The sequence below is a fragment of the Rhodococcus sp. 05-2254-5 genome (assembly GCF_002258575.1).
Lineage (GTDB): Bacteria > Actinomycetota > Actinomycetes > Mycobacteriales > Mycobacteriaceae > Rhodococcoides > Rhodococcoides fascians.
This window is the reverse complement of record NZ_NOZG01000029.1, coordinates 223,062-248,063: the sequence shown is the minus strand read 5'-3', so window position 1 is coordinate 248,063 and position 25,002 is coordinate 223,062. Positions and strand designations below refer to the sequence as shown.

The 25,002-nt window shown below is 66.2% G+C and carries 27 protein-coding genes; 9 read left to right on the top strand and 18 right to left on the bottom strand.

Going from position 1 to position 25,002, the window contains the following annotated elements:
• Positions 1-8 precede the first annotated feature (8 nt).
• Entirely contained in the window at positions 9-788 is a 780-nt protein-coding gene (locus CH278_RS20580; RefSeq protein WP_027498315.1) for a PIG-L family deacetylase, read from the bottom strand.
• A gap of 62 nt (positions 789-850) precedes the next feature.
• On the opposite strand from CH278_RS20580, the gene CH278_RS20575 reads away from it, so the two are divergent.
• Both CH278_RS20575 and CH278_RS20570 read left to right on the top strand, forming a co-directional pair.
• On the top strand, positions 851-2,527 hold the full coding sequence (locus CH278_RS20575) for an alpha/beta hydrolase (RefSeq protein WP_230591913.1): 1,677 nt from the start codon (positions 851-853) through the stop codon (positions 2,525-2,527).
• Between the two features lie 5 nt (positions 2,528-2,532).
• A complete protein-coding gene (locus tag CH278_RS20570) occupies positions 2,533-2,913 on the top strand; it encodes a nuclear transport factor 2 family protein (protein WP_032365236.1) in 381 nt (126 codons plus the stop codon).
• Between the two features lie 47 nt (positions 2,914-2,960).
• Here CH278_RS20570 and aztD read toward each other — a convergent pair whose 3' ends face one another.
• Genes aztD through aztB form a run of 4 tightly spaced genes read right to left on the bottom strand, consistent with a single transcriptional unit; the run spans position 2,961 to position 7,193 of the window.
• Positions 2,961-4,154: a zinc metallochaperone AztD gene (gene aztD, locus CH278_RS20565; protein WP_179274505.1), complete on the bottom strand. Its 1,194-nt coding sequence runs from the start codon at positions 4,152-4,154 to the stop codon at positions 2,961-2,963.
• Between the two features lie 29 nt (positions 4,155-4,183).
• Positions 4,184-5,110 carry a zinc ABC transporter substrate-binding protein AztC gene (aztC, locus tag CH278_RS20560; RefSeq protein ID WP_032386212.1) on the bottom strand — a complete coding sequence of 309 codons (927 nt, stop codon included), beginning with the start codon at positions 5,108-5,110 and terminating at the stop codon, positions 4,184-4,186.
• The gene (locus CH278_RS20555) at positions 5,107-6,330 is read right to left on the bottom strand and encodes an ABC transporter (protein WP_094622726.1); all 1,224 of its coding nucleotides are present in this window, start codon (positions 6,328-6,330) and stop codon (positions 5,107-5,109) included. The genes aztC and CH278_RS20555 overlap by 4 nt, the downstream gene beginning before the upstream one ends.
• Positions 6,312-7,193 (bottom strand): zinc ABC transporter permease AztB, encoded by an 882-nt coding sequence (gene aztB, locus CH278_RS20550; RefSeq protein WP_218828723.1) that lies wholly within the window; start codon positions 7,191-7,193, stop codon positions 6,312-6,314. The genes CH278_RS20555 and aztB overlap by 19 nt, the downstream gene beginning before the upstream one ends.
• Positions 7,194-7,246: 53 nt before the next feature.
• Between aztB and aztA the strand changes: the two genes are divergently transcribed.
• Positions 7,247-7,897 carry a zinc ABC transporter ATP-binding protein AztA gene (gene aztA / locus CH278_RS20545; protein ID WP_094622725.1) on the top strand — a complete coding sequence of 217 codons (651 nt, stop codon included), beginning with the start codon at positions 7,247-7,249 and terminating at the stop codon, positions 7,895-7,897.
• Between the two features lie 22 nt (positions 7,898-7,919).
• Here the strand turns inward: aztA and menE are convergent, their stop codons facing one another.
• The 5 genes from menE to CH278_RS20520 are packed head-to-tail and all read right to left on the bottom strand — an operon-like array spanning position 7,920 to position 11,207.
• Positions 7,920-9,056: an o-succinylbenzoate--CoA ligase gene (menE, locus tag CH278_RS20540; RefSeq protein ID WP_094622724.1), complete on the bottom strand. Its 1,137-nt coding sequence runs from the start codon at positions 9,054-9,056 to the stop codon at positions 7,920-7,922.
• A gap of 10 nt (positions 9,057-9,066) precedes the next feature.
• On the bottom strand, positions 9,067-9,381 hold the full coding sequence (locus CH278_RS20535) for a DUF3349 domain-containing protein (protein WP_094622723.1): 315 nt from the start codon (positions 9,379-9,381) through the stop codon (positions 9,067-9,069).
• Between the two features lie 4 nt (positions 9,382-9,385).
• Positions 9,386-9,715, bottom strand: coding sequence for a DUF3349 domain-containing protein (locus CH278_RS20530; RefSeq protein ID WP_032369750.1), 330 nt, complete (start codon positions 9,713-9,715; stop codon positions 9,386-9,388).
• A 26-nt stretch (positions 9,716-9,741) separates the two neighbouring features.
• Positions 9,742-10,029: a hypothetical protein gene (locus CH278_RS20525; RefSeq protein ID WP_027498305.1), complete on the bottom strand. Its 288-nt coding sequence runs from the start codon at positions 10,027-10,029 to the stop codon at positions 9,742-9,744.
• A gap of 5 nt (positions 10,030-10,034) precedes the next feature.
• Entirely contained in the window at positions 10,035-11,207 is a 1,173-nt protein-coding gene (locus CH278_RS20520) for an inorganic phosphate transporter (protein WP_027498304.1), read from the bottom strand.
• A gap of 177 nt (positions 11,208-11,384) precedes the next feature.
• Here CH278_RS20520 and CH278_RS20515 point away from each other — a divergent pair, with 177 nt between their 5' ends.
• Entirely contained in the window at positions 11,385-12,713 is a 1,329-nt protein-coding gene (locus CH278_RS20515) for a hypothetical protein (RefSeq protein WP_230592925.1), read from the top strand.
• 105 nt (positions 12,714-12,818) lie between these two features.
• Entirely contained in the window at positions 12,819-14,090 is a 1,272-nt protein-coding gene (locus CH278_RS20510) for a sensor domain-containing phosphodiesterase (RefSeq protein WP_027498302.1), read from the top strand.
• On the opposite strand, the gene CH278_RS20505 is transcribed toward CH278_RS20510, so the two are convergent.
• From CH278_RS20505 to CH278_RS20495, 3 genes are all read right to left on the bottom strand, one after another.
• Positions 14,087-14,467, bottom strand: a complete 381-nt coding sequence (locus CH278_RS20505; RefSeq protein ID WP_027498301.1) for a VOC family protein — start codon at positions 14,465-14,467, stop codon at positions 14,087-14,089. The genes CH278_RS20510 and CH278_RS20505 overlap by 4 nt on opposite strands.
• Positions 14,468-14,568: 101 nt before the next feature.
• A complete protein-coding gene (locus CH278_RS20500; protein WP_256991893.1) occupies positions 14,569-15,690 on the bottom strand; it encodes a GGDEF domain-containing protein in 1,122 nt (373 codons plus the stop codon).
• Positions 15,691-15,696: 6 nt separating this feature from the next.
• Positions 15,697-16,590, bottom strand: coding sequence for a 1,4-dihydroxy-2-naphthoyl-CoA synthase (locus CH278_RS20495; RefSeq protein WP_027498299.1), 894 nt, complete (start codon positions 16,588-16,590; stop codon positions 15,697-15,699).
• A 68-nt stretch (positions 16,591-16,658) separates the two neighbouring features.
• Here CH278_RS20495 and CH278_RS20490 point away from each other — a divergent pair, with 68 nt between their 5' ends.
• The 3 genes from CH278_RS20490 to CH278_RS20480 are packed head-to-tail and all read left to right on the top strand — an operon-like array spanning position 16,659 to position 18,767.
• Positions 16,659-17,303: a PaaI family thioesterase gene (locus CH278_RS20490; RefSeq protein WP_027498298.1), complete on the top strand. Its 645-nt coding sequence runs from the start codon at positions 16,659-16,661 to the stop codon at positions 17,301-17,303.
• A complete protein-coding gene (locus CH278_RS20485) occupies positions 17,300-18,271 on the top strand; it encodes an o-succinylbenzoate synthase (protein ID WP_032407357.1) in 972 nt (323 codons plus the stop codon). The genes CH278_RS20490 and CH278_RS20485 overlap by 4 nt, the downstream gene beginning before the upstream one ends.
• Before the next feature lie 52 nt (positions 18,272-18,323).
• Positions 18,324-18,767: a DUF6918 family protein gene (locus CH278_RS20480; protein WP_027498296.1), complete on the top strand. Its 444-nt coding sequence runs from the start codon at positions 18,324-18,326 to the stop codon at positions 18,765-18,767.
• A gap of 42 nt (positions 18,768-18,809) precedes the next feature.
• On the opposite strand, the gene CH278_RS20475 is transcribed toward CH278_RS20480, so the two are convergent.
• Genes CH278_RS20475 through CH278_RS20460 form a run of 4 tightly spaced genes read right to left on the bottom strand, consistent with a single transcriptional unit; the run spans position 18,810 to position 22,776 of the window.
• The gene (locus CH278_RS20475; protein WP_179274506.1) at positions 18,810-20,207 is read right to left on the bottom strand and encodes a DUF2252 domain-containing protein; all 1,398 of its coding nucleotides are present in this window, start codon (positions 20,205-20,207) and stop codon (positions 18,810-18,812) included.
• A 22-nt stretch (positions 20,208-20,229) separates the two neighbouring features.
• Positions 20,230-21,078: a siderophore-interacting protein gene (locus tag CH278_RS20470; protein WP_094622722.1), complete on the bottom strand. Its 849-nt coding sequence runs from the start codon at positions 21,076-21,078 to the stop codon at positions 20,230-20,232.
• A gap of 49 nt (positions 21,079-21,127) precedes the next feature.
• Complete coding sequence (locus CH278_RS20465) at positions 21,128-22,192, bottom strand: AbrB family transcriptional regulator (protein ID WP_027498293.1); 1,065 nt, start codon at positions 22,190-22,192, stop codon at positions 21,128-21,130.
• Positions 22,189-22,776, bottom strand: a complete 588-nt coding sequence (locus CH278_RS20460) for a flavin reductase family protein (RefSeq protein ID WP_032365245.1) — start codon at positions 22,774-22,776, stop codon at positions 22,189-22,191. The genes CH278_RS20465 and CH278_RS20460 overlap by 4 nt, the downstream gene beginning before the upstream one ends.
• A 62-nt stretch (positions 22,777-22,838) precedes the next feature.
• Between CH278_RS20460 and menD the strand changes: the two genes are divergently transcribed.
• A complete protein-coding gene (gene menD / locus CH278_RS20455; RefSeq protein WP_094622721.1) occupies positions 22,839-24,449 on the top strand; it encodes a 2-succinyl-5-enolpyruvyl-6-hydroxy-3-cyclohexene-1-carboxylic-acid synthase in 1,611 nt (536 codons plus the stop codon).
• On the opposite strand, the gene CH278_RS20450 is transcribed toward menD, so the two are convergent.
• On the bottom strand, positions 24,446-24,949 hold the full coding sequence (locus tag CH278_RS20450; protein ID WP_027498290.1) for a DUF2505 domain-containing protein: 504 nt from the start codon (positions 24,947-24,949) through the stop codon (positions 24,446-24,448). The genes menD and CH278_RS20450 overlap by 4 nt on opposite strands.
• Between the last annotated feature and the right edge of the window lie 53 nt (positions 24,950-25,002).

Below are 25,002 nucleotides of genomic sequence, written 5' to 3'. Positions count from 1 at the left end.
CTGTCTCGTCAGAGCGGCAGCGATGTCTCTGTCAGTCCGACCCCGCCGGTGCCTCGCAGTTTGCGGAACCATTCGAGACCGAACGCAGTGGTCAGTTGTTCGATCGGCATTGCGAGAAACGGCCCGAAATCGCCGACCTGCGTTTCGTGCGCTTCCATCGCGGCCCGCTTGGCCGCGATGACGCTCGACACGTCCACGACAGTGGTGATTTCGGTTTCCGGCAGTCCGAACGACTCCATGTCCGGTGGTGACGCCTCTTCGCTCCAGTGGGGATTGGCTTCCATCAACCTGCGCATGTGGTCACGGTTGGTGGTCGTCTCGTACACGTACGGCGTCTCGGCGATCTCGGCGGCGCGCTTGCCGACGACGTGCACCTGAATATGGTCGGGGTGGCCGTATCCACCGTTCGGGTCGTAGATGGTGACGACGTCGGCCTGCTCCTCGCGCAACACGTCGGCCAATCGCCCAGCCGCGGTGTCGACGTCGACATTGCAGAACGCCTCCGGGTTGCCGTTCTCCGGTGTGCCGGCCATTCCGGAATCGGCATAGTGCAGGCGAACGACGCGCGCGACCCCCAGGACGGCAGCCGAACGGTCCAATTCGATGTGTCGGCGCGCGGCCAACGTCTCTCCGTCGGCGAGGATGCCGTCGGGATATTCGCCGACGGCACCGTCGGTGGCCGTCACGAGTACGACGCGGTGGCCGGCGTCGGCCGCGAGCCGCATGACGCCGCCCGTGCCGAACACTTCGTCGTCGGGATGCGCGTGGAAGCAGACCAGAACACTCATGGCGTGAATGCTTGCACGTCGAAGTGGGTGCGGCCCAGTCGGCGGGCCAATACGATCTATGGGTGACCACACGGCGGTCGGCCTCGATACGTTCGTATTGGCGGGATTCGCGAGCGGATCGGTACTGTCGCGCACTACATCCGGTGGGGATCTTCTTCGCTCTGGTGTTCTTCGCGCTGTCGATGACTCCGTCTCTGCTACCTCGTGTGTGGTACCTGCAGGCGGTGGCCACGGGGATCAGCGTCGCGATCGGGTACGGCGTGGGGTGCCTCGTTGCCTGGGTGGTCCGGCGCTGCGGAGTGTCACCGAACTGGTCGGAGCAGTGGCGTCGACGTGGGTGGTGGGCGTTGGCCGCGGCTGCGGTGGTGGTGATTCCGCTGTTCCTGATCTTGGGATCGTGGTGGCAGCAGATCGTCCGCAGGCTGGTCGGTGTGGAGGACCCCGGCAGACCCCTGTACATCGCGGTGCTGGTGCTCTCGTTGGTGGTAGCGGTGGCGGTGCTTGCTCTCGCCCGCCTGCTGCGCAGAGCGACTCGGGCACTGACGCGATGGGCGAAGCAGTACGTACCGAGGCCGTTGGCGAGGATCGCCAGCGTGATCGTGGTTGCCCTGCTGGTGGTGTTCGCCGTCAATGGTGCCCTGATCCGGGGGATCGTGGCCGGCGCGGAGAAGTCGGCGTCGACCGCCGACCGCGGCAACCACGAGGGTGTGGAAAAGCCTGATGCAGCAGAACTGTCGGGGTCCGATGCGTCGAACGAGGACTGGGATTCGCTGGGGCAGGAGGGGCGACGCTTCGTGGTCTCCGGGGCATCGCCCGACGAGATCAGTGACTTCACCGGAAGGCCTGCAGTGCAACCGATCCGCGTGTACGCCGGTGTCGAGTCGGCCGAAACGGTCGAGGGTGTGGCAGAGCGGGTGGTGGCCGAACTCGAACGTACCGGCGCATTCTCACGGGCCGTGCTCGGTGTCGCGACCACCACCGGACGTGGCTGGGTCAACGAATCCGTCGCCGGCCCTCTCGAGTATCTGTACGACGGAAATTCGGCGATTGCGTCGATGCAGTACTCGTTCCTGCCGAGCCCGATGGCATTTCTGGCCGACCGGCAGACCCCGCAGGATGCCGGACGAGCCCTCTTCGAGGCGATCTACGCGGTGTGGAGCGAACTCCCGGAAGATTCACGACCCAAGTTGGTGTTGTTCGGCGAGAGCCTCGGTGCCTACGGCGGGCAGGATGCATTCAGCGGTGCGCAGGACATGATCGCTCGTATCGACGGCGCTCTGTGGGTCGGCAACCCCAATTTCACGCCTCAGTGGGCGCGTATCACGAGCGGACGCGACGCCGGTTCCCGCGAGATCCTGCCTGTCATCGACGGCGGAGAGCACGTGCGATTCGCGAGTTCGTCCGGGGATCTCGACATCGGTGGTCCGTGGGAAGAGCCGCGAATCGTTTACTGGCAGCACGCATCCGACCCGATCGTGTGGTGGTCACCCGATCTGATCCTCGGCAGGCCCGACTGGCTGCGGGAACCCCGCGGCACCGACGTCGATCCGGGAGTGCAGTGGTTCCCGTTCGTGACGTTCTGGCAATTGACCTTCGACCAGGTGTTCTCCACCGACGTCGACGACGGGCACGGCCACAGCTACGGAGCCGACGCAGTGCGCATGTGGGCCGACATCCTCGAACCGGCGGGATGGTCCGACGCCGACGTCGAGCGGCTGTACGAGAAAATGGCGGGTTGACATCGGTGCCGGAGAACGACGAGGTCGGCCAGGTGTTGGAGCTGGAGCGGCAGCTGCAGCGGGCCGAGACTCGGGCTGACAGAAGCAGATTCGTGGCGCTGCTCGCGGACGATTTCGTCGAGATCGGAGCATCGGGGGTGGTGTGGACCAAGCAGTCGATACTCGAGCTGTTGGGCGGAGAAAGTGCGGACGACGGCATCATCGAGGTCCACGATCTCTCCGGACGGATACTGGACGTGGGTGTCGTTCTGGTGCAGTGGACGTCACGACGGTCGGGACGTCGAGCCCGTCGATCGTCGATCTGGCGACGCACCTCCGATGGATGGGAACTGGTGCATCACCAAGGCACACCTGTGGTCGACGGTCCGCCGGATCGGACGGGGTAGCCGAACCCGGGGACGCAGAGTGGATTTCTGCGTCCCCGGTTGCAGGGTCAGGCAGTCACGACGACGAATTCGTTGGGCGTGACATCGAGTTGCTTGCTCTCGGTGACGTTTCCGGAGGTGAGGTCGACGGCGTGGATGCTGTTGCCGGCCGGTTCGGTGACGTAGGCGGTGTCACCCGCGATGGAGATGCCGGGGTGGGCGTCCTGGTATTTCGCGGGACCTTCCCAGGCGTCGATGACGGGGTACGAGGCGGTGAATGTCTTTGTCGTCGGGTCGAATACGTGGACTGCGCCGTCCGATCCGATGATGTAGGCCAGGTCGCCGGGGCCTCGGGCGACTCCGCGCCAGGTGTATTCGGCACCGTCGGGGAGCTTCACGACGTCGAGGGTCTTGGCCGCGGGGTCGATGACGGTGACCGCGTGCAGGAGTGAGCCCTCTGCGTCCGGGTCGTCCTTGTAGTCTCCGACGATGAGGGGGCTGGTCTCGCTCACATACGCGTTGCCCGTCCGTCCGTAGGGCTGGTCCGGAGCGTCGAGCTTGGTTATCTGGCCCTTGTCGTAGATCAGAGCGCCGTTCTCGCAACCGAAGACGACGATCTCGCCTTCCGCTGTTCCCTCTCCGTGGACGCCGGGGCACTGATCGTTTTTGGCGACGACCGCTCCCGATGCGTCACGAACCTCGATGCCGGTGCGGCCGTTCGAGTTCCCGACCGTGGTGAGAAACGTGCCGTCTTCGAGGACGATCGAGACGCCGTGGTGCGCGTCGACACCGGGGATGCTCTCGGTCTCCGGGAGCCCGTCTGCGGATTCGAGCGCTGCGGTGTCGAAGATCGTGGTGTCGCTGGTGCCGTCGGCGTACAGGATGGTCTTGCCGCCGTGTCGTACGACGTGACCGGGCTTCTCGGCTTCGAAGACGGTGTCGGTCAGTTGCGGTTGCTCGGTCGTCCCGGCCGCGGTGTCGAGCACACGGAAGCCCTCGCTCGTGGTGACCATGACGTTGCGGTCGTCGCCGGCGAGGTTGAGGCGCGTGTACTCCTCGGAGTCGAAATCAGCGACGGTCTCGAACGTCTCGGCGTCGAGCACCCGAAGGCCGCCTTCGTAGGACACTGCGACCCGTGGCCCGGCCGCAATCGATGTGGATTCGGCGGCGGGGGTGGTGCCGGAGGAGCAGGCCGCCAGGGTCGCTACCGCACCGAGGGCGAGCGCGGTGACGCTCGCCCTTCGAAAATCGTTGATACGCATGATTGTTCCTTTTCTGTGTGACGAATCGGTCAGCTGGTGAGTCCATCGGAGATGCGCTCGGTGTTGACGCGCATCATGGTGAGGTAGTCGGGGGCACCGCCGTCGGGTGCGGTGAGGGATTCGGTGAACAGTTCGATCACAGTGACGCGAATGTCGGCCTCACTCGCCAAGGCCTGGACGAGACGATCCGGAGATGACGATTCCGCGAATATCGCAGGAACACCGGTCTTTTCGATGGCTCCGACGAGTTCGGCCAGATCGGAAGCAGACGGTGCCGCCAGGGTGGTGCCGCCGGGAATGGCTGCCCCGATCACCGTGAAATCGAAACGGTTTGCGAGATAACCGAATACATGGTGATTGGTGACGAGTGCGCGGCGCTGATCCGGGATCGCAGCGAAGGTGGCGCTCATGTCGTCGTCGAGCCCCTTCAACTGCAGCCGGTAACCTGCTGTGCGGTCGCTGATTTCGGCAGAATCGACACCGTCCAGCTCGGCGAGCGCCGGCTCGAGGGCGTCGACGACGGCTGTCATGCGCGCGGGATCGGTCCAGAAGTGCGAATCGGGACTGCCTGCGGCGTCCCCTTCCGTGTACTCGAGGACGTCGATGGCGTCGCCCGCGACGAAGGTGGGCACGTTCTCCGCCGTTGCCTCGTCGAGGTGTTGCTGTAGACCTTCCTCGAGGCCGAGACCATTGGAGACGATCAGGTCTGCCGTGCGTAGGCGGGCACCTTCCTGCGCCGAGATCTCGAAGGAATGCGGGTCGGCGTTCGGCTTCATCAGCGTCACCACGTCTGCCTCGTCGCCGACGAGCTGCTGCACGACGTCGCCGAGGATGTTCGTCGACACGATCACCACCGGGCGGTCGTCACCGTCGGCGGAGCAGCCGCTCAGGCACAGTCCGATTGCTGCGGCCACCGCCACTGCCGATGAGAAACGGCCGACGCGTCCGCTCGTCATCGTCCGGTCTCCGCGGTGAAGGCCGGTTCGGTCGCGGTGTCGAAGGTCCGCGCTATGCGGGCACCGTCGGCGTAGTCGATTTCGTACAGCCGTCGTTCGGTCGGGGCGCTGAGATAGGCGCGCTGATCGTCGGCGACGAGAGTCGGGGACGCGCCGGCCTCGAGTGATTCGGCCACCAGCGGTTCGGTTTCGGCCAGAATTGCACCGTTGTTGCCGTCGAGTATCAGGACTCGGCCATCCTCGGTGAGGGCCAGCACGTGCTCGTCCGCATCGTCCACGGCGGTGACGTGCACCAGGGGTGCCGGTGCCGGGAGTAGGGACCACGACCGTTCGCGGGTATCCAGCATCCAAATGCCCTCTGCACCGGCAGAACCTGCGACCGTGGGGCGGCCCTCGCGGTTGTCGAACGACGTCGCTGCCGCGGCGGTAGCGCCGGCCGGGTAGGGGATTCTCTCGACCGCCAATTCGTCACCGGTGGCCGAGGCGAGCAGTGCGCCGTCTGCGCACCCGATCACGGCACCGACCCTGGTGGTGATCGTGCCGCGGGCCTGCGGGCACGGCTCGACCGGCCCGGTGCGTTCGCCGTCGGCGGTGTACCCGACGACCGAGGTCGACGGACCGGATCCCTCGGTCACGAGCGCGAAAGTGCCGACGGGAACGACCATTCCGGCACCGGGCGTGGTGACCTTTCGGAATCGTTCCACGACTGTGCCTTTCGACAGGGCCTCGGTGTCGAGCAGCACAGCCTCGCCGGAGTCGGCAAAGAACAGTCCGGTACCTCCCGAGGTCGAAAGGTTGGATGTGGCAACGGTTGCCGTGCCTGAGCCGCCGACCGTGCCGACCAGCCGAGGCTCACTGCGGTAGTAGTGAAAATGGTCGACGTGGTCCCAGGTCCAGACCCCGCTGTCGACGATCTCGACGCCCGCGTCGGTCTGCACGAACAGGTAGCGGCCGTCGGTGTGCAGAGCCTGCGGGGCTCCGATGGTCCCGAGATCGGTGACGGTGTCGTCGAGCAGATCGAGATGGGACACCCGCCCCGTCGGGTCCACGGACGTGAGCCCGAGCCGCGGTTCGGCGAGTTCGGCGGCACCGGCTATTGCCCCGTGGCCTTCGCCTGCGGGTTCGTCTGTGCGTGGCACGTTCGTCTCCGAGGAACAGGCCGTCGATGCGAGAACGAGGGCACCGACGGCGATTGTGGTGGTCAGGATGCGGGTGCGCACGTGTTCCTTTCGGGTGAAGTGGGGCGAGGACGGATGGCGGTGACGGCACTGCGTATCGCGTACGACAGGCCGGACACCGCGATCGCGGTCGCCGCCACGGAGGCACCGGCGGCGGTGGCCGCGTGCCAGGAGATCAGTAGGCCGCCGAACACGGACAGCACGCCGAGGACGGCCGCCACCAGCATTCGAGTGGGAATGCGGGTGGTCCACTGCCCGGCGGCGACGGCAGGGGCGAGCAACAGTCCGACGACCAGCAGCGAGCCGACGGCTTGGTACGACGCGACGACTGCCAGCGTCACGAGTGCGACGAGAACTGCCTGGGCCGAGCGCGGCCCGAGCCCCAGCACCGAGGCAATTCGGGGGTCCAGCGCAACGGCGACCAGCGGTCGATGAAACAGCGCCGCGACGGTGACTCCGAGTGCGGCCGCTCCTGCCAGGAGATAGAGGTCCGTGTGCGAGATGGCAAGAATGTCGCCGAACAGTATGGACGTGGCGTCGGTGGCGAAGCTCCCCGAGTGGGAGATGACGATGACGCCGAGCGCCAACATGGACACGAACAACATCCCGATGCTCGTGTCGTAGGACAGTGTTCCGCGGCGTTGCAGCGCGGTGATCCCGAGGCTCATGGCGACCGCGCTCAGTGCGCCGCCGATCATCACCGGAACTCCGAGAACGGTCGCGAGAGCGACACCGGGCAGCATTCCGTGTGCGAGCGCCTCACCCAAAAACGCCATGCCGCGGATCACCACCCACGTTCCGACCACCCCGCACAGCACGGCGACCAGGGCTCCGCCGAACAGGGCGCGTTGTACGAAACCGAGGTCGAACGGCTCGAACAGCGCGTCGATTGTCTGAAATGGCACATTCGGGAGCTTAATGAGATTGATAACGATATTCAAAATCGTATAGTGGCAATGTGAACACCTCAGCTGTCAGCGCGTCGTCCGAGTCCGCTCGCCTCCGGGGCGTCCGCGTCGAGTTCTCCGGCCACACGGCACTCGCAGGCGTCGATCTGGACCTGCTACCCGGTCGGCTCACGGCCATCGCAGGGCCGAACGGTGCCGGCAAGTCCACGTTGCTCGAGGTGGTCGCCGGCACCCGGCCACTGACGGGCGGGACCCGAAGCGCAACTCGCGCAATTGCATTCGTACCGCAGCGCGCTGCTGTGCCGGATCGGTTGCCGTTGACCGTATGGGACGTCGTGGCAGTGGGTGCGTGGGGACGCCTCGGCCGGTGGCGTCCGATGAACACCGAGGCTCGGGCATCGGTGCGCGACGCCCTCGAGCGCCTCGACATCGCGGAACTGACCGGCATGCCGTTCGCCGACCTGTCCGGAGGGCAGCGTCAGCGCACCCTACTGGCGCAGGGTGTGGCCCGCCGGGCCGATCTCCTGTTGCTCGACGAACCCACGACAGGTCTCGACGCCGCTAGTGGACAACGGATTCGAGCCGTCATGCGTGAGGAGACGATGCGCGGAGTTACCGTTGCGTGTGTGTCTCACGATCCCGTGGTGTTGGCCGCGGCCGACGAAGTGGTGCGACTCGAGGACGGTCGAATCGTCTTCTGACGGATACGCGCCTCGGGTGCTCTCACCGCGCCGCCAATGCGGCTCGCAATCCCGCGCGGTCCAGTTTGCCCGGACCCCGCGTCGGCAGTGCGTCGACGAGGAACAGCTCCCGCGGTGCAGCGGTGGCATCGAGCGACTGCTCGACGTGAGAGCGCAACTCCGCCAACGTCACCGGCGCAGAGGCAACCACTGCTACCACCACCTTCTGGCCGAGGCGCTCATCCGGCAATCCGACGACAGCGCACTCGCGGACAGCGGGATGCGTTGCCAGCGCGGCTTCGACCACCTGCGGTACGACGGTCAAGCCGCCCGTCGAGATGGCCTCGTCGAGTCGACCGGTGATGCTCAGCACCCCGTCGATCATCGTGCCTGCGTCGTCCGTGCGGAACCATCCCGGCTCGGCGAATGCCGGATGGTCCGGTAATCCGCGATAGCCCGAGGCCAGAGTCCGCCCGCCCAGAACCACTCGTCCGTCGTCGATCCGAACGACGGTGCTGTGCAACGGAACTCCGTCGTACACACAGCCGCCCGCGGTTTCGCTCATGCCGTAGGTGCGCACCAATCGAACGCCCGCGGCAATAGCTCTCTCGCGCAACGGAATCGGCGTGGCAGCGCCGCCGAGCAACACGGCGTCCAGCGATGCCAGTGCAGCAGTGGCCTCGGGGTTCTCGAGTGCTTTGATCAACTGGCCGGGCACCAGGGAGGTGTAGCGCAGCGGACCCGACATCCGTCCCACGGCCTCGACCAGGGCTGCTGGGTCGAAGCCGGCAGAGACGTCCATGATCACCGGCGACGTGCCGGCGAGCACGCTGCGCAGCAACACCTGCATCCCGGCGATGTGGTGTGCGGGCAGAGCCAGCAGCCACGAGCCGGGGCCACCGAGACGCTCCTCGGTTGCCGTCGCCGACGCGACCAGTGCGGACGCAGACAGCATGGCACCCTTGGGAATTCCCGTCGTCCCCGATGTCGCGACGACCAATGCGACGTCGTCGTCGATGAGGGTTCCGGGGGCCAACGCGTCGTGCAGGCGACGGATCTCGCGTGGATCGTCGGCGGGGACGGGGAGGACGGCCGGGCCGTCGCCGGCCAGCAGACGGCTCAGCCGCGGCAGGATGTCTGCCGCGGCCGAGCCTGCTGGAATGGGAACGCTCTCGAGCACACTGGCGAGATTAGTCCTTGCGCCGGATCGTGAACGGGTCGGCCAGAGGCCAACCCCCGGCGGCGAGGTTCGCGCGCACCCGATTGACGTCCTCTTCTCTAGGCAGCTCGTTGGTGACCTTGGTGATGGTGACGGAAATTCCGGCCTTGTCGGCAGGTAGCTGGCCGCCGGCGATGAGGGCATCCATCACCGACTGCACTTCGTCGTCGGACAGTCGCCGATTCAGAAGGGCAAGGAGGGGAACGTAATCCGCTTCGGGTACCCCGTCGGGATACCCACCGCGGAGCCACTCGACGATCGAGTGGAGGAACGACGGGACCGCCATGGTCTTACAGGGCAGCCGGATCCGCGAGCGGCCAGCCACCGGCGGCCAGTCGTGCCGAGACACGGGAGATGTCCTCGGCCGTCGGCTCTGCGTCGATCTGGTCGCGAATGTACGTCGCGATCTCCTCGGTCGAAATGGCACCGTCGTCGAGTGCACCGTTGGCGGGAGAGACGAGTTCGAGAACGATCTCCTGCACCTGAGCGTCGGTGAGTGCGGCGCGGCGCAGAAGGGCGACGAGCGGGAATCGGTCCTTGGGCGGAACGCCCTCGGGGTATCCGGCTCGGAGCCATTCGAGCACCGAGGCCGGGAATGCGGTCTTGGTGGAGTCGGTCATGAGAGCTGTACCCCTTCTCGGGTGTGTCAGAAGACGGAGATGCCGAATGTGCTGTCGAGGAAGTTCTTCATGATGAAGAGAATTCCGGCCACGATCGCGACGACGACCACTGCGAAACAGAGGACGGCCGCGGCGGTGGCGACTGCGGGTCGGGCCACGCGTGTGGTGCCCGAGGCAGTGGCCTCGTCCGAGGGCTCACCGACCGAGAGTGCCTTGAGTCCGAAAGCGAAGATCGCGGGCAGTCCGGCACCGAGCAGCAGGCCGACGAGAACAACCTGCCAGAGCGAATCGAGTGTGTGCTTCAGGGTTTCCATGTTGTTCAGACCTTCGCGGGGGAGTCGGTTTCGGCGGCGGCAGGAACGAGTCCGCCGTCCCATTCGGCGTTCACGTTGTCCGGATCGACGGGTTCGCGGCGCGAGCGGATGTACATGACGGTGGCCAGGCCGACGAGGATGGCGAAGACCACGAGGATGCCGGGCAGACCGCCGATCGTGTGGGCGAGCAGCCAGCATGCGGCGCCGACCACGCCGGCGAGCGGCAGGGTGATGACCCAGGCGACGGCCATGCGTCCTGCGACGTTCCAGCGCACGGCGGCACCGGGCTTGCCGAGTCCCGATCCGAGGATCGAGCCGGTCGCGACCTGCGTGGTCGAGAGCGGGAGGCCGAGGTGGCTCGACGTCAGAATGATTGCCGCAGATGAGGACTCGGCTGCCATGCCCTGCGGGGATGCGATCTCGACGAGGCCCTTACCGAGGGTGCGGATGACGCGCCAGCCGCCGAGGTAGGTGCCCAACGCGATGGCGAGGGCGCACGTGACCTTGACCCACAGGGGCATTTCGGCGTCCGGCGAGACGGTCCCGTAGGCGACGAGCGCCAGGAAGATCACGCCCATCGTCTTCTGGGCGTCGTTGGTGCCGTGGGCGAGGGAGACGAGTGAGGCCGAACCGATCTGGCCCCAACGGAATCCGCGCTCCTTGGATTTCTCGGGAACTGCGTTGGTGATGCGGTAGATGATCCAGGTGCCGACGGTGGCGACGAGGCCGGCGACGATGGGGGCCAGTACGGCGGGCAACACGATCTTGCTCCACACCCCGTCCCACACGACGCCGCTGGTTCCCAGGCCCGCCATGGTGGCACCGATGAGGCCGCCGAACAGTGCGTGCGAGCTGCTCGACGGGATGCCGAGCAGCCAGGTGGCGAGGTTCCACAGAATGCCGCCGACGAGGCCGGCGAAGATGATGGTCAGCAGGGCCTGGCCGCCGGTGTCGCCGAGATTGACGATCCCCTTCGCGACGGTGGCTGCGACCTCTACGGACAGGAAGGCGCCGACCAGGTTGAGGACGGCAGACAGGGTGACCGCGACCTTGGGCTTCAATGCCCCCGTTGCGATCGACGTCGCCATGGCGTTGGCGGTGTCGTGGAAACCGTTGGTGAAGTCGAAGGCCAGGGCCGTCACGACCACCACGAGAAGTACGAGAAATTCAGCGCTCACGGTGGAAAGTGTGGGACACGAACGGTCATTGGAGGAAATTTCTTGCGAAGTGTTCTTCTCGGGTGCCGCGAAGTCGTCTCCAGTTCACCTCCAGTTCACCTTTTTGCCTTATATGTCCACTTCGTCTGTGGCGTAGCGCACGGCGGTGGTCTCCTCCGGTCGAAGCATTGTGGAACAGTGGACGACGTGAAGGGATCGGGTATGGATGATGCGGTGTCGGCCGCCCTGTCGTACTTCGATTCCGTCGACCCGGCTCTTGCCGCCGACGCCCGGCTCGGGTGGGACGGACTGGCCGCGGTGTCGCCGCCTGCGGGGCCGACACAGCATTCCGTACAGACATTTCTGTGGATCTATCTGCGCCACGCGGCCGAGGGCCCCGACCGGGCCGTCGACATCGCCCGTGCGCTCGGGGATCTGCTCGAGCGGCTGGGACGCGTCGCGTATGCGGAGATCGCACGCAGCGGCGTGACGGATGAGCTCGTACGTGCCACCGACGATGCGATCTGGCTGCAGCAGTATCGCGCCGCCACCGAGCAATCCGGTATCGGAGCAGTCGACACCGAGTTGGTGACGTGGCAGGACGCTCCGACCGGGGTCGAGCGGGCCATCGTCGAAAAGATCGGTGAGACACTCGAAGTGGCGACCATCGCCGGTGAGTTCGAGCCGTCGAAGCCCGGTGGCCGACCACTGGGAGTCACCGCACGGGCGACGCGTCGCCGCGGCGTGACCGACGCGGTGCTGACCTCGGATCAGGGCAAGAACGACACCGACGACGTTCTGCTCGAACAACTTCTCGACCACCGCATCGAACTGTGGAGCAGTTACAGCGCTCCACGCGCCGAGCTCTACCTGGGCTTGCGCGAGGCGCTGCACGAGGCGGCCGAGCCGGTGTACGGGTGCGTGCGCAGACTCGAGAGCTTCATCGGCTGCATCGGCGACGGCGTGGCGCTGACCGATGCCGGGTATCTGCCGGACGATCTGGTGGCGCGGATCGCTCGCACCGTCTTTCCGGTAGCCGAGCGTCCGCAGTTCGTCGGACGCGAACTCGATACCGACAAGGTTCTCGCTCTCCGGCGTCTGGTGATGCGACTTCGGTTGATGCGGCGGTCCGCAGGCAGGCTGGTACCGACGACGCGCACCCGGCAGCTGAGCTCGGACGGATTGTGGCGCGTGCTCACCGGGGGAATCGTCGGCAGCGACTACCACCCCGACTCGATCGCTGCTGAGGTTCTCCTGGCCCGGATGATCCTGGGCAACGACATCGCCGACGCGCAGGCGACGGCCGACGATTCGGCTCGACTGTTGCGTGCGGAGGGATGGACCCACGCGGGGGAGGAGCCGGAGTCGGAGCACGCCGAGACTCTGGCGGACACGTTGATCGCAGAACTCGACGCTCTTGGAGCGTTCCGCTCGGCCGACAACCGCGTCGCAACCGACGAAGGCGCACGGGTGGCCGCGGCTGTGTTGCGTCATCGGCTCCTGCACACGCGCTTCCCGGCATTGTGACGAGCTCGAGATGGGGTTTGCCTGCGGTCTGCCGCTCGTGCACGGTTAAACTCGGTTCCACCCGGGTCGAGAGCGTGCCCGGATGTCGGCTGCGAGGAGATGCTGGTGGACGGTGAGGTGCACGACACCGCACGCTCCCAGTCCCGGCGGCAGAGCGACTCGGCTCGCCGCTACCTCGATCTGGAAGCAACCACACCCGCGTTGCGCTCCACCGTCGAATTCGCGGCACGCAGTGTCGGATTCGCCATTGCCCAGCTGAACGTGTTGGACGAGGACACCCAGTACACATTGGTCAACATCGGCGGTCCACCGATGTCCACCGTGGTTCGGGCCGACACCCTGTGCGACGACGTGGTGCGCACGGGAGTGCCTGCGGTCGTCGCCCATGGCCGGGTCGATGCGACCACCCGGCAACGCGCGCTGCTCGACGAGAACGGCATCGAGTCCTATGCCTCGGTTCCGCTTCGCGGACGAGAAGGTCTGGTGATCGGCACTCTGTGTCTGCTCGACCGCACTTCGAGGCCCCTCTCCAACGACCAGATGCAGGAGCTCGAACAGTTCGCGTCCGTCCTCGAGGAGCAGCTCGATCTGCATCGGCGGGTCGGCTCGGGATCCACCCGACTCGGCAGCGACAACGACATCGCCGACTCCCTCGCCGACGGTCACATCGTCCCGTGGTTCCAGTCGATCGTGGACCTACGGACAGAGGAGATAGTCGGCTTCGAGGCATTGGCGCGCTGGCACCATCCCACTCGGGGTCTGGTGGTGCCCGCGGACTTCGTGCCGTTCGCCGAGGCCAGTGAACTGATCATCGACGTGGATCTGAGCGTGCTCGCGCAGGCGGCCGCGGAGATGAAGAAGTGGCACGTACACCGACCGGACCTGCGGCTGACCGTCAACATTTCCGGACGTCATCTGGCGCATCCGGACGGCGTCGGCCAACTCGAACGTGCGATCGCGTCGACCGAGGTGTCGCCGAAGTCCATTTCGCTCGAACTCACCGAGACCTCGTCGGTGACGCCAGGGCCGTTGTTGCGCAAGCACATCGACGACGTGCACCGGCTGGGTTTCCGCGTCCTGCTCGACGACTTCGGCTCCGGCTGGTCGTCTCTCGAACGCTTGGTGACGTTGCAACCGGACGGCATCAAGATCGACGGACATCTGACGCGGTTCATCGACACCGTGGCCGGTCGGGCGATGATCAAGTCGTTGGCCTCGGTCGCCAAGGATCTGGAGCTGACGATGATCGTCGAGGGGATCGAGAGTCGAGCTCAGGCCGACGCCGCTCTCGATCTCGGATGCACTCTGGCGCAGGGATATCTGTGGTCGAGGCCGCAATCGGCGTCGGCGGTACTGCGAACCGTCTCGGGTGGCTAGCGAGTATCCCGGCGGAGTGGGTGGTCCTGCGGAATCTGCACCAGCACGATGGGGATTCCATCGGGATCCTCGATCCACATCTCGATGAGTCCCCAGGGTTCGGTGGTCGCCGCCCGCACGATCGCAATGCCGGCCTGCTCCAATTCCGCTGTGGCAGAATCGATGTCGCGCACCTGCAGCCACAGTGCCCCGGAGAACGAACCCGGCTCCTCGGTGCCACCGTGCGCTGCGATCTCGATCAACCCTTGGCCTGCGAACAGCACCGTGCCGCCGGGATATTCACGGCACACCGCAAGAGACAGGCCGTCTCGATAGAACTCGAGGGTCTTCCGGTAGTCGACCGGGCGCAGGATGGTACGTGCAGCGAGGATGTCCACCTCGCATGGATATCACGCAACCGACCATCACTGCCGCAGGATGGTCACAGCGAGAGTGGAGCCTGCGGAACGACCCGGATCAGTGGCATCGATCAGTGGCATCACAGCACCGTCGTGACGATCCGGTTTCCGCCGGCTGCTTTGGCCTCGTACATCATCGAGTCCGCCACCCGCATCGCCCGCGTCACGAGGTCGAGGTTCTGCTCCCACAGGGGTGAACTCGCGTGCAGGATGGCTGCCCCCACGCTGACCGTCACGGCGACGCCGTCGTCGGGATCGCGCATGGCTCGTCGAACACCATGGATCAACGCATCGATGTGCAGGCGCGACGTCGAGACCACCGCGAGGTATTCCTCGCCGCCGGTGCGTGCGATCACGCCGTATCTACCCATGTGTGCGCCCAGACGCTCGGCGGCGCGAACGATGACGGCGTCACCCTCCTCGTGCCCGTAGTCGTCGTTGACGGCTTTGAAGCGATCGATGTCCACGACCACGACGGCCGAGCAGCGATCCTCCTCGCGGCCGAGCAACCAGACGTCGTGGATCACCGATTCGAGCCCGCGCCGATTCAGCAACCCGGTGAGCGGGTCGAGCAACGAACTGCGGGCGTCGTCGGTCAACACGGTGACCAACAAATGCGAGGTGAGCGGCACCCCGGCGATCGCGAGCAACACCACGTCGGTCCGGAAGATCAGTGACGCGACGTCCACGTCGCCGGTGCGGTACGTCGCCACCGAGGCAGCGATGGTGCACGCCACCGAGAAGATCAGGTGAGCCACCAGCCACCGTGGACTGACGAAGAACGTACAGAACGTGCCGATGACGGCGAACAGCGCGCACGTCAGGATCGCGTCGGCGATCGGGTTGACGAGGATGGACGACGCGGTGCCCAGATCGGCGAACACCGCGAATGCCACCACCCCGAGACGACCCGGGAACGGCTTGACGATCCACGCGGCCGCGACCGCCACCGCCATGACGACCAGGAATGCCTTCCAGCCGATTGCCGCGGCGTTCCGCGTGGCACCGTCGGAGAAGAGGGCCACCACCGCCAGAGCGCCGTAGTTCAGCGTCAGGATCGCCATCACCCATCGGATGAGCTTTCCGGTGGGCCGCGAGTTCTGGAAGTCCGCCATCCAGCGGTAGTCGTACGGCTGCGTGAACCAGGCCCACAGAGCACCCGCGGCAGTACCGCGATCGCGGTGATGTGAGTTCGGGGTCACGAAGCGTCAGAAATATCGAGGAAACGGCGACCAGTCGGGCTCGCGCTTCTCCAGGAACGCATCGCGTCCCTCGACGGCCTCGTCGGTCATGTATGCCAGCCGGGTGGCTTCACCGGCGAACAACTGCTGGCCGACGAGACCGTCGTCCTGCAGGTTGAACGCGTACTTGAGCATCCGCTGCGCCTGCGGCGACTTGGCGTTGATCTTCGCGGCCCACTCGATGGCGGTGTTCTCGAGTTCGGCGTGATCGACCACCTTGTTCACCGCGCCCATGCGGTGCATTTCCTCGGCCGAGTACGTCTCGCCGAGGAAGAAGATTTCTCGGGCGAACTTCTGCCCGACCATCTTGGCCAGGTACGCACTGCCGTAACCACCGTCGAAGCTGCCCACGTCGGCGTCGGTCTGCTTGAAGCGAGCGTGCTCGCGGCTCGCGAGCGTCAGATCGCACACCACGTGCAAGCTGTGCCCGCCACCCGCTGCCCACCCGTTGACGAGGCAGATGACGACCTTGGGCATGAAGCGGATCAGCCGCTGCACCTCGAGAATGTGCAGTCGGCCCGCGCGAGCCTTGTCGACCGTCTCGGCCGTTTCACCGTCCGCATACTGGTAGCCACTTCGTCCGCGAATGCGCTGATCGCCGCCGGAACAGAACGCCCAGCCGCCGTCCTTGCTGCTCGGCCCGTTTCCGGTGAGCAGCACCGTTCCCACGTCCGAACTCACGCGTGCGTGTTCGAGCGCGCGGTACAGCTCGTCGACGGTGTGCGGCCGAAAAGCGTTGCGAATCTCGGGACGATCGAACGCCACCCGCACGGTCGCGTCGGACACGTGGCGGTGATAGGTGATGTCGGTCAGATCTTCGAAGCCGGGAACGGGACGCCACAGTGCGGGAGTGAAGGTCACGTGGGCCAGCTTAACGGTGGCGAGGGCTGAATCCGTTGCGGCCGGGTGATGCAGCTAGCGTGCAGGTCATGACCGATCCGATGCAGCTCGACCGCAGTTCCGACCCCGATTACGACCACCACGGCGGCTTCCCGCGTTTCGTTCCGGCGAAGGTGGGGCCGGAATACGGACAGTTGCTCGAGGCACTGCGCACGGTCCAGGATCTCGCGGTGTCCACGTCGTTGCCCGCAGACGTCACCGAGGCAGCCGCGAGCAAGACTCGAGAATTGATCGAGTTGTTGGAGCCGCACGTGGTCGCCGAAGGCAAGCAGACCGCGGGGCGGGTACCTGCTCTGCCGGGCCGGGGTTCGCTGCTGCTGCCGCCGTGGATCATCGAGAAATTCGCAGCCGACGGCGTCCGTAGCCGTGGCATGTTCCGTCGCTTCCACCTCGGTGGCAACGCCGCCGCGCACGGGGGCACCCTTCCACTGCTGTTCGACGACCTCTTCGGCCTGATCCAGCATGCGTACGGTCGGCCCATCAGCCGGACCGCATATCTGCACATCAACTACCGCAAGGTGACCCCACTGAACACCGAGTTGGTCGTCGAGGGTGCCGTGGACAAGGTGGAGGGTCGTAAGACGTTCATCAGCGCGAGGCTGACGGATCTGGACGGCAACCTGCTGGCCGACTGCGAGGCACTGATGGTGCAGTTGCTCCCGGGGCAGCAATGATTCCCCCGATCGACGATCTGCTCGACGGTGCGCACGTGCTCTCGATGCCGATGCGGACGAAGTTCCGTGGGATCACCACCCGTGAGGTGATGTTGATTCGTGGTCCCGGTGGGTGGGGTGAATTCTCTCCGTTCCCCGAGTACGACGACGTCGAGTCCGCCCCGTGGTTGGCGTCGGCGATCGAGGCCGCGTGGGATGGCCCGCCGAATGCGGTGCGTCGACGCATCGCGGTCAACGCGACCGTGCCCGCGGTCGCCGCCTCCGATGTGGCGGGCGTGCTGAGCCGCTCACCCGGGGCCGAAACGGCGAAGGTGAAAGTGGCCGAGAAGGGGCAGAGCCTGGCCGACGACGTGGCTCGCGTTCGTGCGGTGCGCGAGCTGGTGCCGCGGGTGCGGATCGACGCCAACGGGGGCTGGACCGTCGACGAGGCAGTCACTGCGTTGGCTGCTCTCACTGCGGACGGGCCACTCGAATACGCGGAGCAGCCGTGCGCCACGGTTGCCGAGCTCGTCGAGCTGCGGCGACGGGCTCCGGGAGTTCGGGTGGCCGCGGACGAGAGCATCCGTCGGGCCGAGGATCCGATGAAGGTCGTGCGGGCCGGCGGCGCGGACATCGCGGTACTCAAGGTCGCTCCGCTCGGTGGCATGCGCGCACTGCTCGAACTGGCCGGCGAACTGGGGGAGTACGGCGTGCCGGTGGTCGTGTCGAGTGCACTCGATTCGGCTGTGGGCATCGCCTCGGGGCTCGCCGCTGCCGCCGCGCTGCCGCATCTCGAATTCGCCTGCGGACTGGGGACGGGCAGTCTGTTCGTTCGCGACGTCGCACCGGCACCCGAGGTGGTCGACGGAACGTATCCGGTCCAGAGCGTCGAGCCGGATCCGCACGCGTTGATCGAACTCGGTGCCGACGCCGAGCGCACGCAGTGGTGGATCGAGCGAGTGCGACGCTGCCACGCACTGCTGCGGTAGTGTTGCGCCCGGTCCGCGTGGGGCCGCCGACACATCTGGGAGGAAGTTCGAAGTGGTTGCTGCACTGAAGGATTCGCTGCTCGACGAGTCGAAGGCCGACGCTCTGCGCGTCGACGTGCTGGCATTGATCGACGCCGAGGTAGCCGACAAGAAGGGCGCCAGTGGCCTCGCGGTCAAGGGGGGCTACGGCGCAGTGAAGAAGGTCGGTCCGTCCTACATCGACAATGCGGTCTCGGCTCTGTGGCCCGATTTCGTCGACAAGCTCGATCCGTTCTGGCAGTCGTACAACGCCGCCCCGCAGGGCACGTTCGGTGAGTATCTCGCCGCCAATGGAGATGCCGCGTCCGACGCTCTGCTCTCGGTCACCGATGCGCGCATCGAGGAGACGGACAAGTCCGTCGTCAAGAAGTTCTACGGCAGCCTGCGTGGCTCGGCGAAGAAGAACGTCACCGAGGCACTGCCGCGCGTCGGCGATCTGGTCGCCAAGCACGCCTAGTGCGCTCCGCGCAGTGGCGTGGTTATGTGCCCCCTGCGGCACTCAACCACGCCACTGCCGCAGGCACTCCCAATCGGCCTCGGTTTGGTCGGCGTAGAGTCGCGCGAATCGGCACAGTGCGACGTCGAGTTCATCGGAATCGCCCGTGTATCCCGAGATCATCGACGCGCCGCTGGTGCGAGCGTGTCCCTTCGCCAGTAGTCGACCCACCACCCGCGCGTAGTCCACCAGCGCGGGTGCATCGATCGACGAGAGGTCGATCGTCCCCTTCATGTTGCGGAACTGCCGCACGTAGTACTGCCGTCCGGCGATGGTGCACCACCCCAGCAGTGGATCGCTGACCGTCTGCAGATCCTGCTGGTACTCCACCACGCGTTGTCCCTGGTGGTCGTGCCAGGCCGATTCGCCGTGCACGTACGGGGCGAGCACCGACCGTCTGGCCTGCTTGAGCTGCAGGAACACGACGTCGTCCGCGCTGGTGCCTTCGAGCAGTGCCACGTACGCCCGGAGCCCGACACTGCCGACTCCGACGACGCGATGCGCGACGTCGATCAACGTGTATCCCCCCAGCACCCGACGCCAATGCGGGGTGAGGGTGCCCAGGTATTGGTCCAGCCCGACGGCCAGCAACTCCTCGTCCTCGGCCGAGATACGAGTGGTGATCGGCGGCTCCTCGACGATCCTGCGAGTGCCCTCGTGTTCCTCGGTGAATCGCGGCAGGACGCGGTCACTGGTGCGTCGACGCGCTTTCTTGGTGGCGCGTTTGATCTCCTTGCGCAACGATCCCGCAGTGGCATCCCGTTGCAGTTTCTCGGCCGTCAACCGTTGGAACGACCGCGACATCAGCGGTTCGTCGGCGAGGCGCGCGACCTCGATTCGATACGCGGACACGCAGGCGGCGACGGCATCGCGGCACCGATCCTCGCTGCGTCCGTTCTGTCGGCCGGCCACCCAGATGCTCGCGGCGAGGCGTCGTAGATCCCATTCCCAGGCACCCGGGTGTGCTTCGTCGAAGTCGTTGAGGTCGATGACGAGGTCGCGTTCGGGGGAGGCGTAGAAGCCGAAGTTTCCGAGGTGGGCGTCGCCGCTGATCACCGGGTTGATGCCGGTGGACGGCAGCATCGCGACGTCACGGGCCATGACGATGGCCGTCCCGCGCAGGAAGCCGTACGGGGATTCGACCATGCGCTCGAGGCGCGTGGGGATGAGCCATTCGATCCGGCCCTGGTGCGAGTACTCGATCTGCTGCACCGGGTCCGGGCGATCCGGCGGCGGTGTCCACTCGCCCAGCGATGCGATCGGGACCTTGTCGCGCAGGCGTCGACCCAGCTCGTATCGTTCGGCTCGGGGGAGTGGCCGCGCACGCAACGATGCGTACGGTGCGCTGTCGACTGCTGCCGAGTCGGTGACGACGGTATGACCTTTTCCGGAGCCGGGCATGTGAAGTCACACTAATCGAGGGCTACGGGGCGGCTTTACCGAACTTCCAGTATCCGGTGAAGCAGATCCGAGACTTGGGTACGGAACGCTCGTTCACCAGGTATCTACGCAGGCCCGTCGCCAGCCCCTGCTCCCCTGCCACGTAGACGAACGGATCGCCGTCCGGAAGCTCGGCTTTCTGCACCGCGGCCAACGCGGCCTCGCCCGGCTTGGCCAGCGGGTTGGGGCGCACGATCCATTCGATCTCGACGCCTGCTTGCACGTCCTGCTTCTGGATGTCGGCCTCGGTGGGCACTTCGACGAAGGCCTTGACCCGAACGTCGGCCGGCAACGACCGCAGAATGCCGAGAATCGCCGGGACAGCACTCTCGTCGCCGACGAGCAACTGCCAACTCGATTGTCCCTCGAACGTGCAGATGCGCCCTTCGTCGAAGATCGCGACGCGATTGCCTGGGACCGCCCTGGTAGCCCACGACGACGCCGGCCCGCTGTGACCACTGGTTCCGCCGCCACCATCTACTTCGCCGTGCACCACGAAGTCCACATCCAGCTCCGGGCCGTCGCCGTACGTGCCCTCTCCCGCAGCGCGGTATCGGCTGACCGTGTAGTTGCGGACCGCCGGCTTGGTGTCTTTGGAGAACGTCAGATACTGGGCGTACCAGAGCATCGAGGTGGCGCTGGGGATGCGCGGCTCGTCTTGGCCCGGCTGCGGCAGGAACAGACGAAACCAGTGGTCGTAGCCCATGTAGCGGAAGTTCGACAAAGAATCGCCGCCGAGGGTTACCCGGATGAAGCTGGGGCTGATTCGGTCGCTCCCGAGCACGGTCAGTCGGTAGAACGCGGGGTTCTCCGGTTTGAGGTACTTACCCATGCCGCACAGGTTAGCCGACCCTAATCTGCGATGGGGTTCCGTCGATCTCTCACTCGGGCCGACCGCGCCGGTAGCGCTGGACCACCTTGGCTCCGACGGGTACTGCGAACAACATCATGAACACGCGGATCACCTGGGCGGCCACGACGAAGGTGACGTTCGCCCCGGTCGACGCGGCGATGGCCAGCACCGCGTACACCCCGCCGGGAGTGGTCGCGAGGTATCCCTCGTAGCCGCTCGTCCCCGTCGCGGACGCCAGCCATAGGCCGAGCATCGCGCAGCAGACGGTGACGGCGATGATCAACATAAGCGATGCGGGCAGGACCCGCGAGATCGACTTCAAGCTGGCGACGGTGAATCGCAGTCCGGCCTGCCAGCCGATGACGATGTACGCCGCCCACAGCAACAGCGTCGGGACGGACGCGTCGAACGAGACGCCGAGCACGTCGGCGAGCGTGGCGATCATCAGCGGGCCGAGCAGGGCGGGGGCGGGCAGCCGGATCATCTTGGCCAGCATCACGCCGATGACGCCGCAGATCACGACGAAGGCGAGGTCGATCCAGAGCGCCTCGTGCACGTCGGCGGTGACCGACGATTGTCCGGGTTGGGCGTCGAACACCAGGGTTGCGACCAGCGGCAGCGTTGTGGTCACCAGCACGACACGCAGGTATTGCACCACCGCGACCACGCGTTCGTCGCCGCCCAACTCCTGGGTGATCGCCACCAGTCCCGAGGCTCCGCCCGCGACCAGCGCCAACGAACCGGTCAGTGAATCGATGTCTTTACGAAGCCCCAACAGTGCGCCGGCCGCGATCGACAGCAACAGGGTGCCGATGCATGCCAGCAGTACCGGCAGCCAGGTATCGCCCAGCGAGCTCAGAGTGTCGCTCTGCACGAGCGTGCCGATCTCGACGCCGAGGATTGCCTGCGCCGCCATGCCGAGTCTGCGGGGGAGCGGCGCTCGCTCGGTTCCGGTCGTCGGAGCCCACCCGGCGAGCGCGAACACGATCGCCACCAACAGTGCAACGAACAACGCAGCCGACGGCACACCGAGTGCATCGGCCCCGACGGTCAGTGCGACCGTGACGAGAACCAGCAGCAGCCAGCGAATCAAGAAGGTCGCTCGATCTCGCGAACCTCGGGCGGCAGTCCCCACTCGGTACGGCCGAGTCGACTGAGCGGAGCGATGGTCTCGAACTCGGGCAGGCCGTCCTCGGCGAGAAATTCAGGTCGAACGGACACTGCGACGACGCTACCCATGACGACGAAGCAGTTTCCCACCTCGACGACGCGGTGCAGCGTGGCTTCGATGGCGATCGGGGCGGCAGCTACACGCGGCGGCGTGACGATCGCACTGGGTTCGCTCTCGATGCCGACGGCCTCGAACTCGCTGACGCCGTGCTCGAAGCTCGCCGAGCTGCCGTTGACCTGATCGACCAACGGTGCCGTGGCCAGATTGACGACGAACTCGCCGGTGGCCTCGATGTTGCGCAGACTGTCTTTGCGGGTCACGGACGTGAACTGGACGACCGGCGGTTCCACGGACGAGACGGTGAAGAAGCTGTAGGGCGCGAGGTTCGCCACACCGTCGGCCGAGACCGTGGAGATCCAGGCGATGGGCCTGGGGACCACCGACGCGGTCAGTAGCTGGTAGAAGCGGCGGGAGGAGACCTCGTCGGGCCGGAAGACTGTACGCACGTCTCAATACTGTCAAAGCCCGGTTGCGGCGGCCGACCGGAGCATCTGACACTCTGGAAACTGTGAATCCGTCCACCGCTCAGGCCACTGCAGTCGTCGACGAACTGGCGCGCAGCGGGATCGAAGACGTCGTGCTCTGTCCCGGCTCGCGCAACGCCCCGTTGGCCTTCGCTCTGGAGGAAGCAGACGCGGCCGGACGGCTACGACTGCACATGCGGATCGACGAGCGGACCGCCGGATTCCTGGCCATCGGACTGAGCCTGGGCAGCGGCCAACCTGTCCCGGTGGTGATGACGTCGGGAACAGCGGTGGCGAACCTCGGGCCCGCGGTGCTCGAAGCGAACTACGCCCGGATCCCGCTGATCGTCATCAGTGCCAACCGGCCGTACGAGATGCTCGGCACCGGTGCCAACCAGACCATCGAGCAGTTGGGTCTGTTCGGTTCGCAGGTCCGCGCGACGATCAGCCTCGGGCTCGCCGAGGAAGGACCCAAGCAGAACAGTCAGTGGCGCAGCGCGGTCTCGCGGGTCATCGCTGCTGCGCGAGGTGCGCGCTCGGGCAACGCCGGGCCGGTGCACTTCGACATTCCACTGCGTGAACCGTTGGTTCCCGCCCTCGGCGATCCGGGGGCTCGGCCCGAAGGACGTCCCGACGGGATGCCGTGGACCTCGACCACCCAGGCGACCCTCGACGTGCCGGTCGAACTCGATCTGTCGGTCGACACCGTCGTCGTGTCCGGGCACGGCGGAGCCGTTCGTCCGGAGTTGGCCGGGCTGCCGACCGTTGCCGAGCCGACCGCGCCACTGCACGGAATTGCGTTGCACCCCTTGGCTCTGGCGCAGTTGAAGCCGCGTCAAGCCGTCATCACCGGTCGCCCGACCCTGCACCGGCAGGTGTCAGCGCTGCTCGCGGATCCGGCGGTTGACGTCATCGCGCTCACCACCGGCCCGCGCTGGCCCGACGTCTCGGGCAACGTACTGGCCACCGGCACGCGTGCCGTGACCACCGGCGCACCCGATCCCGCGTGGATCGCGCGCTGCGCTGCCGTATCGGAACGCGCCGAAAAGGCTGTGCACCAACAACTTCGAGAGCACCCCAAGCCGACGGGTCTGCACGTTGCCGACGCGGTGATGTCGGCATTGCAGCCCGGAGATCAGCTGGTGCTCGGAGCCTCCAACCCCGTGCGCGACGCGGCCCTGGTCTCTACTCCGATCCCGGGCGTGAAGGTTCTGTCCAATCGTGGCGTGGCCGGCATCGACGGCACCGTCTCGACGGCCATCGGTGCGGCGATGGCCGGAAAGCGCCGCACCGTGGCACTTCTCGGTGATCTGACGTTCCTGCACGACGCGGCCGGTCTACTCATCGGCACCGGTGAGCCGCGTCCGGACGACCTGACGATCGTCGTCGCCAACGACGACGGCGGCGGCATCTTCGAGCTTCTCGAACAGGGCGACCCGCAGTACGCGGGTGTGTTCGAGCGGGTGTTCGGAACACCGCACGGAATGGACCTGGGAGCGTTGTGCGGGGCCTACCGCGTGGAGCACCACCTGGTCGACTTGGCCGATCTGGCAACCGAACTCACCGGCCATGCCGACGGAATCCGCGTGTTGGAAGTGACCACGGATCGGTCCGGGCTGCGCGACCTACACGCAGCGATCCGGGCCCGTCTCTAATTCTGTTGCGCAGCAACCCATTCGAGTGTTTCGCCGGTTTCCTGATCGATCATGTCCTTGATCATCTTGTTGATCAGGTCTTCGATCTTGCCGCCGACGAGCGGAATCTTGACCGTCGATTCACCCTTGACGACCAGTTTCGCTCCGGTGCCGTCGGGGCGAAGCGAGAGGGTGCCGTTCACTTTCGCGGGGAGACCCGTGGTGCCGCCGACCAGCGTGCCCTCGGCGTGGTCGCCTTCGAGCGGACCCCAGTGGTCGGTACGCGAGACGATCAGCTTGCCCTTGATGACTTTCGTGACGAACCCGGGCAGTTCGGACGTGCCGACCTCCTCCGTGATGTCCACGGTCAAGCCGCCGTCGTCGTGCTTGGTCATCTCGTACCCGTCCGTCTTCTTCGCCTTGGCGAAGCGAGCGGCCCATTGGTCTTCACTGGTGAGTGCGGCATGCACGTCAGCGGGCGGATTGGACGATTCGACGGTGAACTCGAAGCTGCGCGACATGAGCACAGAGGCTACCGGAGCGGAGGCGAACCGGCCGCGAAGTAACCTGAATG